The organism is Citrobacter freundii complex sp. CFNIH2 (assembly GCF_002880615.1).
GTDB lineage: Bacteria > Pseudomonadota > Gammaproteobacteria > Enterobacterales > Enterobacteriaceae > Citrobacter_A > Citrobacter_A amalonaticus_F.
On sequence record NZ_CP025757.1, the window covers coordinates 391,346 to 405,295 of the forward strand.

Annotated in this window: 12 protein-coding genes and 1 pseudogene; 7 read left to right on the forward strand and 6 right to left on the reverse strand. The window is 55.9% G+C overall.

Going from position 1 to position 13,950, the window contains the following annotated elements:
- A complete protein-coding gene (gene arnB / locus WM46_RS01910; RefSeq protein WP_102601272.1) occupies positions 1-1,140 on the reverse strand; it encodes a UDP-4-amino-4-deoxy-L-arabinose aminotransferase in 1,140 nt (379 codons plus the stop codon).
- Positions 1,141-1,420: 280 nt separating this feature from the next.
- On the opposite strand from arnB, the gene WM46_RS01915 reads away from it, so the two are divergent.
- Positions 1,421-2,026 carry a histidine phosphatase family protein gene (locus tag WM46_RS01915; RefSeq protein WP_102601273.1) on the forward strand — a complete coding sequence of 202 codons (606 nt, stop codon included), beginning with the start codon at positions 1,421-1,423 and terminating at the stop codon, positions 2,024-2,026.
- 48 nt (positions 2,027-2,074) lie between these two features.
- Here the strand turns inward: WM46_RS01915 and nudI are convergent, their stop codons facing one another.
- Positions 2,075-2,500 carry a nucleoside triphosphatase NudI gene (gene nudI, locus WM46_RS01920; protein WP_061074785.1) on the reverse strand — a complete coding sequence of 142 codons (426 nt, stop codon included), beginning with the start codon at positions 2,498-2,500 and terminating at the stop codon, positions 2,075-2,077.
- Between the two features lie 311 nt (positions 2,501-2,811).
- On the opposite strand from nudI, the gene WM46_RS01925 reads away from it, so the two are divergent.
- The 6 genes from WM46_RS01925 (at position 2,812) to yfaU (ending at position 9,055) form a co-directional block, all read left to right on the forward strand.
- Complete coding sequence (locus WM46_RS01925; RefSeq protein ID WP_061074784.1) at positions 2,812-3,354, forward strand: YfaZ family outer membrane protein; 543 nt, start codon at positions 2,812-2,814, stop codon at positions 3,352-3,354.
- A 114-nt stretch (positions 3,355-3,468) separates the two neighbouring features.
- Positions 3,469-4,665 (forward strand): nicotinamide mononucleotide deamidase-related protein YfaY, encoded by a 1,197-nt coding sequence (locus tag WM46_RS01930; protein WP_061074783.1) that lies wholly within the window; start codon positions 3,469-3,471, stop codon positions 4,663-4,665.
- A gap of 212 nt (positions 4,666-4,877) precedes the next feature.
- Entirely contained in the window at positions 4,878-5,660 is a 783-nt protein-coding gene (locus WM46_RS01935) for an IclR family transcriptional regulator (RefSeq protein ID WP_043000045.1), read from the forward strand.
- A 14-nt stretch (positions 5,661-5,674) separates the two neighbouring features.
- Positions 5,675-6,880: an L-rhamnonate dehydratase gene (gene rhmD / locus WM46_RS01940; protein WP_046401879.1), complete on the forward strand. Its 1,206-nt coding sequence runs from the start codon at positions 5,675-5,677 to the stop codon at positions 6,878-6,880.
- Between the two features lie 56 nt (positions 6,881-6,936).
- Positions 6,937-8,226, forward strand: coding sequence for an MFS transporter (locus WM46_RS01945; RefSeq protein WP_102601274.1), 1,290 nt, complete (start codon positions 6,937-6,939; stop codon positions 8,224-8,226).
- Between the two features lie 25 nt (positions 8,227-8,251).
- On the forward strand, positions 8,252-9,055 hold the full coding sequence (gene yfaU, locus WM46_RS01950; RefSeq protein WP_061074781.1) for a 2-keto-3-deoxy-L-rhamnonate aldolase: 804 nt from the start codon (positions 8,252-8,254) through the stop codon (positions 9,053-9,055).
- Between the two features lie 45 nt (positions 9,056-9,100).
- Here the strand turns inward: yfaU and WM46_RS01955 are convergent.
- The 4 genes and pseudogenes from WM46_RS01955 to glpA all read right to left on the reverse strand — a co-directional run.
- Positions 9,101-9,607: pseudogene (locus WM46_RS01955) on the reverse strand (Rpn family recombination-promoting nuclease/putative transposase); the annotation flags it as partial.
- Between the two features lie 75 nt (positions 9,608-9,682).
- Positions 9,683-10,873 carry an anaerobic glycerol-3-phosphate dehydrogenase subunit GlpC gene (glpC, locus tag WM46_RS01960; protein ID WP_061074780.1) on the reverse strand — a complete coding sequence of 397 codons (1,191 nt, stop codon included), beginning with the start codon at positions 10,871-10,873 and terminating at the stop codon, positions 9,683-9,685.
- Entirely contained in the window at positions 10,870-12,129 is a 1,260-nt protein-coding gene (gene glpB, locus WM46_RS01965) for a glycerol-3-phosphate dehydrogenase subunit GlpB (protein ID WP_061074779.1), read from the reverse strand. The genes glpC and glpB overlap by 4 nt, the downstream gene beginning before the upstream one ends.
- Complete coding sequence (gene glpA, locus WM46_RS01970) at positions 12,119-13,747, reverse strand: anaerobic glycerol-3-phosphate dehydrogenase subunit A (protein WP_102601276.1); 1,629 nt, start codon at positions 13,745-13,747, stop codon at positions 12,119-12,121. Before glpA ends, glpB begins: the two co-directional genes overlap by 11 nt.
- Positions 13,748-13,950: the final 203 nt, after the last annotated feature.

A 13,950-nucleotide genomic window follows, 5' to 3' on the forward strand; every position in this document is an offset into this window, starting at 1 on the left:
TTATTTTCCTGCAATCTGGCGAAGCGCGGTGATGACACGGGCGGTATCCGCCGGGGTCATATCAGGAAACAGCGGTAGCGAGCAGATACGTGCGCTGTTCCATTCGGTATTGGGGAGCGACAGGGTGTTAAAGCGCTCGCGGTAATATTTCTGCGTGTGTGCCGCGCGAAAATGCAAACCGGTCCCGATCCCCTGGTTTTTGAGCGCCTCCATCAGCGCGTCGCGACTGATGCCACAGCGCTCTTCGTCGGTACGAATAATAAACAGATGCCAGGCATGAACGTGGGGCCATGACGGCAGGCTCAGCGGTTGAAACGGGAGATCGGCCAGTGCCAGTTGGTACGTGTGGGCGATGGATGCCCGGCGACGGTTTAGTGTCTCTAGCTTGTCTAACTGAACCAGCGCCATCGCCGCGTTAATATCGGTCAGATTGTATTTGTAACCTGGCGTCAGCACCTCTGCCTGAGGCGCGCGCCCCCAGGTCTGGCGATCGTAGGCATCCACGCCGAGTCCGTGGAATTTCAGCTTACGCAGCTCCCGGGCGAGTGGCTCGTCGTCGGTGACAATGAGTCCTCCCTCTGCGCAGGTGACATTCTTGATGGCGTGAAAGGAGAAAATTGCGGTGCCCCGCGCGCCGACGTGACGGCCCTGATAATAAGTCCCGACTGCGTGGGCAGCATCTTCGATAACCGCAATGCCGTGACGTTCTGCAAGGGCGTAAATGGCATCCAGATAGGCCGGCGCGCCAGCGTAATGGACGGGAATAATGGCTTTCGTGCGCGGGGTAATGGCGGCTTCAATGTGTTCAGCGGTGACCATCAGTGTGTCGCGGTCGACATCCACCATCACCGGAGTGGCTCCCAGTAGCACAATCATGTTCAGGGTGGAAACCCAGGTCATTGACGGGGTGATGACTTCATCACCGGCACCGACTCCCAGCGCCATGAGGGCGATATGCATACCCGCCGTGGCGGAGCTGACGGCAATGGCGTGGTGGTTTCCCGTCAACTGGCAGAAGGCCTCTTCCAGTTGCTGATTTTTCGGGCCGGTTGTAATCCATCCGGAATCAAGAACCGCTTTGATTGCGGCAAGTTCTTCCGTACCTACCGCCGGGCGAGAGAAAGGCAGAAAATCAGACATTATATTTCCTTTAGCCATTTGGATACTGCGATCCTCTTATTTATTGAGTCATAAACAGGAGGCTAAATGAGGATTATCCAGTTAGAGCCAAATAATAGTGGCTGAATATTAATTTAACCTTAAGAACTTAACGTTATGGAAATATATCCTTTTTTCCTCGTGTTGCATTTGCATTGGTCGTGGTTTTCGGGCATTTTGCCCACATAAATGATCATGCCTTTGATTAAGCAGTACGTCGCAAAGTTATATTTCTGTTCGCCGGTAACGGGTGGAGTTTAATGTGTTTATCGTGTCCCAATATTTCATTAAATACAAAAAATATACGGTTATTTTGTTATCGGCGCTGGTGATGATGGTGGGGCTGGGTAGCCATTTCGCCTGGAGTAGTAACGGACTGCCGCGAATCGATTCCCGTACCCTGGCGGTACTGGCAAAACAGCATCCGGTGGTGGTGTTGTTTCGTCATGCTGAGCGCTGCGACAGGTCAGACAATACCTGCCTGTCGGATAAAACCGGCATTACCGAGCATGGCGCGAAGCAAGCCCGTGCGTTGGGTGCCGCGTTTGGTAAAGAGATAAAAGACTACGATCTTTATGCCAGCGATACGGTGCGTACCATTCAGTCAGCGACCTGGTTTTCTGCGGATAAAAAACTGACGGTGGATAAAGGCATGCATGCCTGTGGCCGGGGTACTTATCAGGCCATTGAGCGCTTAGCCAATAAGTCGGAAAATAAAGATGTGGTAATTTTTACTCACAATCATTGTCTGACCTATCTGGCAAAAAATATGCGGAGTGTAAAATTGACCCCGGATTATCTGGACGGTCTGGTGATGCATGTCGATAAAGGGAAATTGTTCCTTGACGGTAAACTGGTGTCACCCTAATCCCTATTATGAATAAAGAATGACAGCCGTACCGGCTGTCATCGGATATTACAATAACCCTTTCAGTGTTAAGGTTTTCACCGTCGCAACGTTCAGATCGTATTTCACTAAATCTTCCGGTTTGACCCAGGCAAACGCCTGAAACTCGTCATTGATATGCACCTCACGATTGGCGGCGATGCAGTCGAATATCAGGTAAATCATATAGATCTCTTCCTGACGGCCATCGGGGTAGGTTTTGGTACGGATATCGTCGCTGAAGGTCCAGGGTTTGATATCAGTCAGAACCAACGCAGTGCCCAGTTCTTCGCGAATCTCACGGCGCAGGGCCTCTTCAATACGTTCCCCGGGTTCGACGCCACCACCAGACAGCGCCCATTGGCCCGGGAAAACGCCCCGGTCGTCGGCCATCTGGCACAGGAGATAACTTCCAGCATTCTGTATTAAGGGGCAAACAATAGTCCTTTGACGCACGGTAATGTTCCTTGAAGCGGAGGGAGTGTTAGCACGGAAAAGTTTATCCCCTGGCAACAGCAGAGAAAATGTTTATTTTCTATTCATATGAGAAATGTACTGCACTGGATTGTTATGAATAAGAAATAGTATCCGGGCGTTTTTCCGAACGATAGGGAAGGTTAACAATACTCTTCTCGCCCCTGAACGGTATTATTTAGTTACAAAATGCCGCACGATCGCTTTTTTAGCTCATTGATTCCTTTAACACTGGCAGTACAATCCTGCGGTTTTGGGGAACTTTACGTATTTGCTTGCTGGAAAGGGTAAAAATGAAAAAAAGCGTATTATTTGGAATAGCTGGAATGCTGTTCGTTTCCGCCTCTGCGAGTGCAATGAGCATCAGCGGTCAGGCGGGTAAAGAATATACCAACGTTGGCGTCGGCTTTGGCACCGAGTCCACGGGCCTGGCGCTGAGCGGCAACTGGATGCATAGCGATGACGATGGCGACGTCGCGGGTCTGGGACTGGGGCTGAATCTTCCGCTCGGTCCACTGATGGCGACGGTGGGCGGCAAAGGGGTCTATACCAACCCGAACGACAGTGATGAAGGCTATGCTGCCGCGGTTGGCGGTGGACTACAGTGGCCAATAGGCGATAGCATCCGTCTGTTCGGCGAGTACTACTACTCTCCGGACTCGTTATCCAGCGGGATCCAGAGCTATGAAGAGGCGAATGCCGGTGCACGTCTGACGATCATGCGTCCGCTTAGCATCGAAGCGGGTTATCGCTACCTGAACCTTGCGGGTAAAGATGGCAATCGCGATAACGCCATTGCGGACGGCCCGTATGTTGGGGTTAACGCCAGCTTCTAATTTTGGTGGCGCGGTCTTCTGCCGCGCCACTTTTGTTTCCTTCCGGATATTTCTCTACCCCGTCACTTCCCCCTTTGCGTTATAGTGTTTTCATCTTAAAAGCAGGAGAACACGATGTTAAACGTGGAGATGTTATCCACCGGGGATGAAGTGTTGCACGGGCAAATCGTCGACACGAATGCTGCCTGGCTGGCCGATTTTTTCTTTAATCAGGGATTGCCTTTAACCCGCCGTAATACGGTGGGCGATAACCTCGACTGCCTGGTCGCCATTTTGCGCGAGCGGAGTCAGCATGCTGACGTACTGATCGTCAACGGTGGACTGGGGCCGACCAGCGACGATCTCAGCGCGCTTGCTGCGGCGACGGCGAAAGGGGAAGGGCTGGTTCTGCACGAAGCCTGGCTTGCCGAGATGGAACGATTTTTCCGCGAGCGCGGCAGAGTGATGGCGCCCAGCAACCGCAAACAGGCGGAACTGCCCGCCAGCGCTGAATTCATCAATAATCCCGTCGGTACCGCCTGTGGTTTTGCCGTGCAGCTTAATCGTTGCCTGATGTTCTTTACGCCGGGCGTACCGTCAGAATTTAAGGTAATGGTAGAACATGAGATCCTGCCGCGTCTGCGCGAGCGTTTCTCTCTCTCCGAGCCGCCGCTGTGTCTGCGTCTGACCACCTTTGGTCGTTCGGAAAGCGATCTGGCGCAAAGCCTCGACTCGCTTTCATTACCGGAAGGGGTGACGCTGGGTTACCGTTCTTCGATGCCGATTATCGAGCTGAAATTGACCGGACCGTATGTCCAGCGTGAAGCGATGCGCAGTCTGTGGCAGGAGGTCAAACGCGTTGCCGGTCAAAGCCTGATTTTTGAAGGTACCGAGGGACTTCCGTTACAAATCGCCCGCGAGTTGCAGAAAAGGCAGCTCAGCCTGACGCTGAGCGAACAGTTCACCGGCGGGCTGGTGGCATTGCAGCTCTCCCGCGTGGGTGCGCCGCTGCTGGCCAGTGAAGTGGTGCCTTCGCAGGAAGAGACGCTGGCGCAGACCGCGCACTGGACGACAGAACGGCGCGATAACCATTACGCCGGGCTGGCGCTGGCGATCTCCGGGCTGGAAAACGATCACCTGAACTTTGCGCTGGCGACCCCGGACGGGACGTTTGCCCTGCGCGTGCATTTCAGCGTGACCCGTCACAGTCTGCTGGTCCGTCAGGAGGTCTGTGCGATGATGGCGCTTAACATGCTGCGTCGCTGGTTCAACGAGCAGGATATTGCCAGCGAACACGGCTGGATTGACGTGGTTGAATCCCTGACGCTGTAGTCTTTACATCGCCCGAAAGCGCTGAGTTTTTCGGGCGGATTCTTTTTTTGTCCAACCCATTGTACTCCCCGCGAAAAAATCCGTGCGTCATCTCACACTTCTGCACGTAATTTCTCCATTCTGCTGGAAGAAAGGCGCGACATGACGCGCTTCACAAATTTACCTGGCTCGACCGACCACACTGATTCCAGTATCTCAGACTGGAGTCCAGTATGTTGGAATCAAGCAAAGTTCCGGCGCTCACCCGCGCCATCGATATTCTTAATCTGATTGCGCGGATTGGCCCCTGTAGCGCCGCCACGATTATCGAAACGCTGGGTATTCCCAAAAGCACGGCGTACCTGCTGTTGAGCGAACTGAAGCGTCAGCGGTTTATCAGTGTCGATCACCAGGAGAACTTTTGTCTGTGGACCAAGCTGGTGGAACTTTCCGGCCATGCGCTCAGCAAAATGGATCTGCGTGAGCTGGCGCGCCCGCGCCTGACGCAACTGATGGATGAAACGGGGCTGCTCTGCCATCTGGGGATCATTGACCATGAAAGCGCGTATTACATCCTGAAGGTGGAATCGTCTTCGACCATCAGCGTGCGCTCCCATGAAGGGAAAAGCCTTTCGTTATATCGCTCTGGTATTGGTAAATGCCTGTTGGCCTGGCAACCCGCCGCCGTGCGCAACGCCATTATTGAACAACTGGTATGGGAGCAGGCGACCCCCACCACGATCACCCAACCTCAGCAACTTAGCGATGAACTGGAACGCATCCGCCAGCGCGGCTGGAGCTTCGATAACGGAGAGGATTATCCGGATGTACGCTGTGTTGCTGCCCCTGTATTTAATGCCAATAACGAACCCGCCGCCGCCATTTCGGTGGTTGGCACTCGCTTAGAAATCAACGAAGAGAATCGTGATTATCTTGCCGGCAAAGCCATTGCCTGCGCGAAAGATATTTCACGTCTGTTGGGATGGAAAAGTCCCTTCGATTCACTCGCATCATAATAATGGAGAACATCATGACCCTACCCAAAATTAAACATGTCCGCGCCTGGTTTACCGGTGGCGCTACAGCAGAAAAAGGTGCTGGCGGCGGTGATTATCATGACCAGGGAGCGAATCACTGGATTGACGATCATATCGCCACGCCGATGAGCAAATATCGTGAGTACGAGCAGTCACGCCAGTCCTTTGGGATTAACGTGCTGGGTACGCTGATTGTCGAAGTCGAAGCCGAAAACGGACAGACGGGTTTTGCGGTCTCCACGGCAGGGGAGATGGGGTGCTTTATCGTTGAAAAACACCTCAATCGCTTTATCGAAGGGAAATGCGTCAGCGATATCAAACTCATTCACGATCAGATGCTCGGTGCGACCATGTATTACTCAGGCTCTGGCGGTCTGGTGATGAACACCATCTCCTGCGTCGATTTGGCGCTGTGGGATCTGTTTGGCAAGGTGGTCGGCCTGCCGGTCTACAAACTGTTGGGCGGCGCGGTGCGCGATGAAATTCAGTTCTATGCCACCGGGGCCCGACCGGATCTGGCAAAAGAGATGGGCTTCATTGGCGGCAAAATGCCGACGCACTGGGGGCCACACGATGGCGATGCGGGGATCCGCAAAGATGCCGCGATGGTGGCGGAGATGCGTGAGAAGTGCGGCCCGGATTTCTGGTTGATGCTGGACTGCTGGATGAGTCAGGACGTGAATTACGCCACGAAGCTGGCTCATGCCTGCGCGCCATCTAACCTGAAGTGGATCGAAGAGTGTTTACCGCCGCAGCAGTATGAAGGCTATCGCGAACTGAAACGCAATGCGCCGGCAGGGATGATGGTCACCAGCGGTGAGCACCACGGCACGCTGCAGTCCTTCCGTACGCTGGCGGAAACCGGCATCGATATCATGCAGCCGGATGTCGGCTGGTGCGGCGGCCTGACCACACTGGTCGAGATTGCTGCGATTGCGAAATCGCGCGGACAACTGGTCGTGCCGCACGGTTCGTCGGTCTACTCCCATCATGCGGTGATTACCTTCACCAACACGCCGTTCAGTGAGTTCCTGATGACCAGCCCGGACTGCTCAACCATGCGTCCGCAGTTTGACCCGATTCTGCTTGATGAACCGGTACCGGTGCAGGGCCGCATTCATAAGTCCGTGCTGGATAAACCAGGATTCGGCGTCGAGTTGAACCGCGACTGTAATCTGAAACGGCCTTATAGCCACTAATGACCCGTGCGTTGCCGCAGCGACGGCAACGCCCTCATCTCTTTGAGGATCTTGCTATGAGTACCACTCTTCTTGACGGCGTGGTGAAGAAAAACCGCGCGCGTTTGATCCCGTTCATGCTGGCACTGTATGTCCTGGCGTTTCTGGACCGTTCGAACATTGGCTTTGCCAAAGAGACCTATCAGATTGATACCGGGCTGAGCAACGAGGCCTATGCGCTTGGCGCGGGGATTTTCTTTGTGGTTTACGCTTTTCTTGGGGTGCCCGCCAACCTGTTGATGCGCAAGCTGGGGGCCAGAACCTGGATTGGCACCACCACGCTGTTGTGGGGATTCCTCTCCGCTGCGATGGCGTGGGCGGATACCGAGGCGAAATTCCTGATTATCCGTACCCTGCTGGGAGCGGCAGAAGCCGGTTTCTTCCCCGGCATGATCTATCTCACCTCGCAATGGTTCCCGCAGCGTAACCGCGCCAGCATTATGGGGCTGTTTTACATGGGGGCGCCGCTGGCGTTGACGCTGGGATCGCCGCTGTCCGGCGCGCTGCTGGAGATGCACGGCTTTATGGGCCATCCCGGCTGGTTCTGGATGTTCGTTATCGAAGGTTTACTGGCGGTAGGCGCCGGAGTCTTCACCTTCTTCTGGCTGGATGATACCCCGCAGCAGGCGCGTTTCCTCAGCGCAGAAGAGAAAGCGGCGCTCATAAGCCAACTGGCGAGTGAAGAAGAGAAGAAGACCACGTCAAAACTGACGGATGCCCTGCGTAACGGACGCGTCTGGCAACTGGCGATTATCTATCTGACGATTCAGGTGGCGGTGTACGGGCTGATTTTCTTCCTGCCGACTCAGGTTGCGGCGCTGCTGGGAACCAAAGTGGGCTTTACGGCGTCGGTGGTTACCGCCATTCCATGGGTTGCCGCTCTGTTCGGGACCTGGCTGATCCCTCGCTACTCCGACCGTACGGGTGAGCGCCGCAATGTCGCCGCGCTGACGTTGCTGGCTGCGGGGATTGGCATCGGCGTATCCGGGCTGGCCTCTCCGGTAGTGGCGATTCTGGCGCTTTGCGTGGCGGCGGTCGGTTTTATCGCCGTACAACCGGTGTTCTGGACCATGCCGACTCAGTTACTTTCCGGCACGGCGCTGGCGGCGGGGATCGGTTTCGTGAACCTGTTTGGCGCGGTGGGCGGGTTTATTGCGCCAATCCTGCGTGTGAAGGCGGAAACGATGTTTGCCAGCAGTGCTGCGGGACTGTTGACGCTGGCGGGCGTCGCCATTATCGGCTCATTGATTATCTTCACGCTGAGCGTGAACCGTCCCACGTCGCAACCGGGTGCTGCGCATCAATAATTTTATCCACGTTGTAAGGATCATTATGAACGCATTGTTAGCGAACCCTTTTAAGGACGCGCTCCGCAAAGGGGAAGTACAAATTGGACTGTGGTTAAGTTCGACCACCTCTTATATGGCGGAAATCGCCGCAACGTCGGGTTATGACTGGCTGCTGATCGACGGCGAACACGCGCCGAACACGATGCAGGATCTCTATCATCAGTTGCAGGCGATTGCCCCTTACGCGAGCCAGCCGGTGATCCGTCCGGTAGACGGTGCTAAGGCGCTGATCAAGCAGGTACTGGATATCGGCGCGCAGACGCTGTTGATTCCGATGGTGGATAGCGCGGAACAGGCGCGACAGGTGGTTGCTGCAACCCGTTACCCGCCTGTGGGTGAGCGCGGCGTCGGGGCCAGCGTGGCGCGGGCGGCACGCTGGGGTCGTATTGAGAACTATATGGCGCAGGCCAATGCGTCACTCTGTCTGCTGGTGCAGGTTGAAAGTAAAGCCGCGCTGGATAATCTGGATGCGATCCTCGACGTAGACGGGATTGACGGTGTGTTTATTGGTCCTGCCGATCTTTCGGCTTCGTTGGGGTATCCGGACAACAGCGGACACCCGGAGGTGCAGCGGATTATCAAAGAGAGCATCCAGCGCATTCGCGCAGCCGGGAAAGCGGCGGGCTTTCTCGCCGTCGATCCGCTGATGGCGCAGAAATGTCTGGAGTGGGGGGCGAACTTTGTTGCTGTCGGCGTCGATACCATGCTGTATACCGACGCGCTGGACCAGCGGCTGGCAATGTTTAAGTCCGGCCAGACGATGCCGAAACTGAAAAGCAGTTACTAAATCCATAGCCCGGCGGCGCTGTGTCACCGGGCTATCTGTCAGGCTTTACGGACTGTTTGCCATGATATCGTCGAGTGACAGCCCGGTTATCACCAGTACCTTGTCGCGTTCGATCCCGCTTTTCAGCATCATCCGCGCGATACGTAATGCCTCCTCCCGGGTGCCTTTTTGTAATCCTTCCTGTAGACCCTTCTGCAGCCCCGTGTGGTGGCCTTCCTGCCGAAGCCTTTCTGCAATCGTCATCAATTTCTCCTTGTGATGGGGAACGCGTCTGGCAACGTCATGAATAAAGTCACTGAAGCGGGACGCATCGCCGTACTGCACCAGATAATTAAACAGCGTATGCAACTGGCTGTCATTAGCGGTACCGGTTATTAAAAGCGAAACCAGTCGGTCAACCAGCCCCATCAAATCACGATCGTGGATATGTTTTTGCATCAGTTCAAGCAGGGCTATGCGCTTATGCTGCATGATTTCGTTGTCAGAGATGACCGTGATATCAACCAGCGGAAAGGCTTCCGTATAGAGTTGCCGCGCCAACTGCGGGTCGTCCGACGGTAACGCATTCAATTTTGTGGAAGGCTAAACGCAAAAACGCCCGGGGCATTGTGCCGCCGGGCGAGTCATTTAGCCTAATGCTTTCGCCAGCAGGGTAATCGGATGTTCGCAACGCTTGCTGGTGGACATCTCGATTTGCCATTTGCAGGTCTCGCAGTCGGTCACCACAATATCCGCGCCGCTGTCTTCAATCTGTTTAAACAGCGGCGCGCCAATGGCCTGCGAGGTGGGGTAGTTCTCTTTTTTAAAGCCGTAGGTACCGGCAATCCCGCAGCACTGGGAATCCAGCACCGTGAGCTCGAGCCCCGGAATACGGCGCAGCAGTTCAAGGGTGTACAGCGTCCAGCCCATTTTTTCCATATGGCACGGAGTGTGGTAAACCACTTTCAGCGGCAGCGTTTTTAGCGGCAGCGTTTTTCCTTCGTCCAGTTTGCGCCACAGCCAACGGGTCGCCAGTTCGATATGCTCTCGCAGACCGCTGTTGTCGACGTCCAGCACTTCCGGGTACTCGTCGCGCAGCGCAAAGGTACAGGTCGAGGAGGTGGCAATCACCGGAATCCCCTTCACGCCAATCGCTTCACGCAGTGATTCGACGTTGGTTACCGCCTGTTTACGCGCCTTGTCGGTAAATCCGTTGGCAATCAGCGGCACGCCGCAGCACTTCTCTTTACTCAATAACTGGACGCCTGTGCCCATCGCGTTCAGCACGTTGATCAAATCTTTGCCGAGCTGCGGATGGTTGTAATTCACAAAACAACCGTGGAAGAAGGCAACCTGATCGTTGTACTGCGCCTGCTGGGCCGCCACGCTGCGATACCAGCGGCGGAAGGTGCCGAAAGAGTATTTTGGCAACGTCCGGCGATGGTCGATTTTCAGCGCGTAATCGAGCAACTGACGCACCGGTTTCAGCGAGGTCGCCGTGTTGACCACCGGCGCGAACGGTGTGGAAACGCTGCCCATCAGGTCGGTGTGGCTTAAGACAAAGTTACGCAGCGACGGCCGCGAGGTGTCATATTTAGCGCGCGCACGCTGAATGATATCGCCGATTTTGACATCCGACGGACAGGCCACTTCGCAGCGTTTGCAGTTAATGCAATATTTCAGCGCGTCGTCGTACAGCGCGCCATCTTTCAGACGCAGGCGCTCGCCGTCGGGACCGGCCTGTTTGGGGCCCGGGTAACCTGGATTAACACGGCTGACCGGACAGGCGGTGGTACACACCGTGCATTTGATGCAACTTTCAAAACTCGTATCGCTCATTGCTCACCTCCTGCACGTGCTGCAATGTGATGGGCGGCGTGTAACGCGGTGACTGCGCAGACGCCGCCTCCGCATCCCTGGGCAATGGGGTCGAATCCGCCGAGAACCGAGCCAATAGCATAGAGGTTGTCTACGGTCTGTCCGGCCAGCGACGGGCGCAGCGCCTCATCGGTGGTAACACCAAACTGTTGCCAGGGTTGCGCATCAAAGAAATCGCGTTGATACCATTCGGCGCGGGTCGCCGCTTGCTGAACGTCCAGCCCCAGGATCGGCTCGCGGATCCCTTCACGTTCGGCAATCAGGCCACTGCTAAAGAAACTTCCGCTGGCGAGCACCGCGAAACGCGGGCGCAGTGGGATATCTGCGTGGTTGCGCGTCCAGATTTCGCTGACCACGCCATTTTTACAGGTGACGTTTTTCACCTCATCGCCGGGCATCCAGATCCCGCCCTGACGAACGAACTGTCGCTGTAGTTGATTATGCAGTCGGATCCCCAGCACCGATGGCGGTAGCGTAGGCAGTAGCATGAGTGAACAGGGCAGACGCTCGTTGAGCCAGCGCCAGAGGCTGTCATCCGCCAGACCAAAGCAGGCGGGCATGATGATCATTTCGCAGGTTTTTGCTACCGGCAACAGTGCGTCATACAACAAGGGCCATTTATCTTCGTTATCCAGAAAACGCGCAATATTAACCGCCCGAAATTCGGTGGCGTTGTCGCGCAACACATCCAGTTCCGGCAGGTCGATTTCGGCGGTATCAACCTCCCGATCGTGTTGCCGTAAAGAGGCCGCAGCCAGGTGCGCCTGAAAATCGAGTAAGCCGCTAATGCCCACCACGCAGAGGCGTTTTGCCGCCAGCGGCCAGACGGGAACTTCCGCTGAGCTGAGCCAGGTTGAACGCAGTGTGCCTAACGGGGTGACCCGCTGGTGCGACTGCTGAACCTCGCCCTGTAGATGCGCGCCGGATGCGTTCAGCAGCGTCTGTGCTTGCCCGGCGAGCGCCAGGACTCGCTGGGCACCAAGCGTGGCGTAAGGATGTGCAGGTGCCTGCTCACTCAGTGCGTTCAGGCCTGCAGTGATGTCATTCACCGGTTGTCCATCCGGCAGCGCGCTGAGCAGATCCAGCGAGCCGGAGGAGAAGTGCAACGCGCTCTGGCCGCGGGTGACCACCGCACAGCGTAACCCGCTCTTTTGTAACTGCAGACCGCATAGCAGCCCGGCAAGACCGCCGCCCATAATGACCGTATCAAATCTCATCGCGCGACTCCTTTTCCAGACCACATAATCCCTGGTATACCCAGCGGGTAAATTCGCTTTCGCGCAAGGCATCACCCCAGGCGATCGGTTGTACGCCTTTCCAGCGTTCGTTGAGGAAGTCTGACAACTGGGTAATGGACTGCGCGGCGGTGGTGATGTTAAAACGCTGCAGCAACCCGGCGGCACGGCAGGCGCAGAGTTCGCCCTGACAGGTGCCCATCCCCACGCGGGTGCGACGACGGAGATCCAACAGGCTGTTGACGTTTAAATTTTCGACGGCGTACTGCACTTCACCGGCGGTGACGGCTTCACATTCACAGACCAGACTGCGGTGCTGGCGACCATGACTCAGCCACGCCGGCGTGCGGTCGCCGTGGCGATACACCGCGGAGCCCCGCAGTGGGGCCGGCAGGGAGATCACGCGCTTCAGCGTGCTTTCCGTGGGCTCCTGCGAGCCCGGTAGCGGCGTGTCTGCAGTGATGCAAGGACGCGTGTTACCCAGTTTCCGGCAGACCGCGTCGGTGGCCCACTCCGCCATCAGACGATAAGTCATCAGTTTGCCGCCGGTAATCGTGATAAACCCGTCCAGGCCGTCGCGTTTCGCGTGATCGAACAGCACAATGCCGCGACTGACGTTACGACCGCTGGGATCGTCATCGCTTGCCACCAGTGGACGTACCCCGGAGTATGCGCGCAGAATGCGCGTTTTCGCCATGATCGGCGCCAGCTTTTCACCTTCACGCAGCAGAATATCGACCTCATCCGCGGTGACGCGGTTGCTGTCGATATCATTGTAATCAATGTGGGTTGAGGTGGTGCCAATCAGCGAAATGGTATCGCCGGGGACCAGAATATCGGCGTCGGAAGGTTTGCGGCAGCGGTTAATCACGTGCTGGTTGATGCGATGGTCCATAATGAGCAGCGACCCTTTCGCCGGGAACATGCGGATACTCAAATCGGCATATTCTGCGATCCGCTGTCCCCAGATCCCGGCGGCGTTAACCACCACCGGCGCATGCAGCGTTTGCGTTTCACCATTGAGATGGTTGCGCACATGGACGCCGCTGACGGTCGCGCCTTCGCGGATCAACCCGGTCACTTCGTGAGCGGTCAGGATAATGGCGCCGTGCTCTTTCGCATCGAGCATGTTGGCTGCAGTCAGGCGGAACGGATCGACCGTTCCGTCCGGCACTTTGACCGCGCCGATCAGTTGTGGATTCACCGACGGTTCGATAATCCGCGCCTGTTGCGGATCGATCGCTTCTGCCCGAATGCCTGCTTCTTCGCAGGCACGGATAAAGGTGGCCTGAAAGGAAAGCTCATCCTCGGGCAGGGTAATAAACAGACCGTCCGTCGGCTCAACGCAGTGGCGGGCGATACGTTTCAGAATTTGGTTTTCGCTGATGCATTCACGGGCAGATTCCGCGTCAGTCACGGCATAACGCGCGCCGCTGTGCAGCAGTCCGTGGTTACGGCCGGTCGCACCGGTCGCAATATCGTGACGTTCGACTAAGATGACACGCAGACCGCGCAGCGCGCAGTCACGGGCAATTCCTGCGCCTGTGGCACCGCCCCCAATGATAATCACGTCACTTGTTTGCGAGTCGCGAGTTTTCATTGTTTTCCCTCACAGTTCGTTTTTTATCATTTAGCCACATAAAAAGCATGGTTTGTTTGATTTCGCGCATATTCGCTCATGATTCGAAAATGAAACGTGATTTCGTGCGCCTTTCTGAACATTTGTCATAAATCTGTAACAATATGTGCTGTAATTCACATTCACGACATGTATCTTTGCATAACATCGCGACCACACTGGAA

Excerpts from the sequence above, each read along its gene's own strand:
- arnB (WP_102601272.1), bottom strand. The coding sequence starts at position 1,140 with ATGTCTGATTTTCTGCCTTTCTCTCGCCCGGCGGTAGGTACGGAAGAA.
- WM46_RS01925 (WP_061074784.1), top strand. The coding sequence starts at position 2,812 with ATGAAAAAAAGCGTATTATTTGGAATAGCTGGAATGCTGTTCGTTTCC.
- WM46_RS01930 (WP_061074783.1), top strand. The coding sequence starts at position 3,469 with ATGTTAAACGTGGAGATGTTATCCACCGGGGATGAAGTGTTGCACGGG.
- WM46_RS01935 (WP_043000045.1), top strand. The coding sequence starts at position 4,878 with ATGTTGGAATCAAGCAAAGTTCCGGCGCTCACCCGCGCCATCGATATT.
- rhmD (WP_046401879.1), top strand. The coding sequence starts at position 5,675 with ATGACCCTACCCAAAATTAAACATGTCCGCGCCTGGTTTACCGGTGGC.
- WM46_RS01945 (WP_102601274.1), top strand. The coding sequence starts at position 6,937 with ATGAGTACCACTCTTCTTGACGGCGTGGTGAAGAAAAACCGCGCGCGT.
- yfaU (WP_061074781.1), top strand. The coding sequence starts at position 8,252 with ATGAACGCATTGTTAGCGAACCCTTTTAAGGACGCGCTCCGCAAAGGG.
- glpC (WP_061074780.1), bottom strand. The coding sequence starts at position 10,873 with ATGAGCGATACGAGTTTTGAAAGTTGCATCAAATGCACGGTGTGTACC.
- glpB (WP_061074779.1), bottom strand. The coding sequence starts at position 12,129 with ATGAGATTTGATACGGTCATTATGGGCGGCGGTCTTGCCGGGCTGCTA.
- glpA (WP_102601276.1), bottom strand. The coding sequence starts at position 13,747 with ATGAAAACTCGCGACTCGCAAACAAGTGACGTGATTATCATTGGGGGC.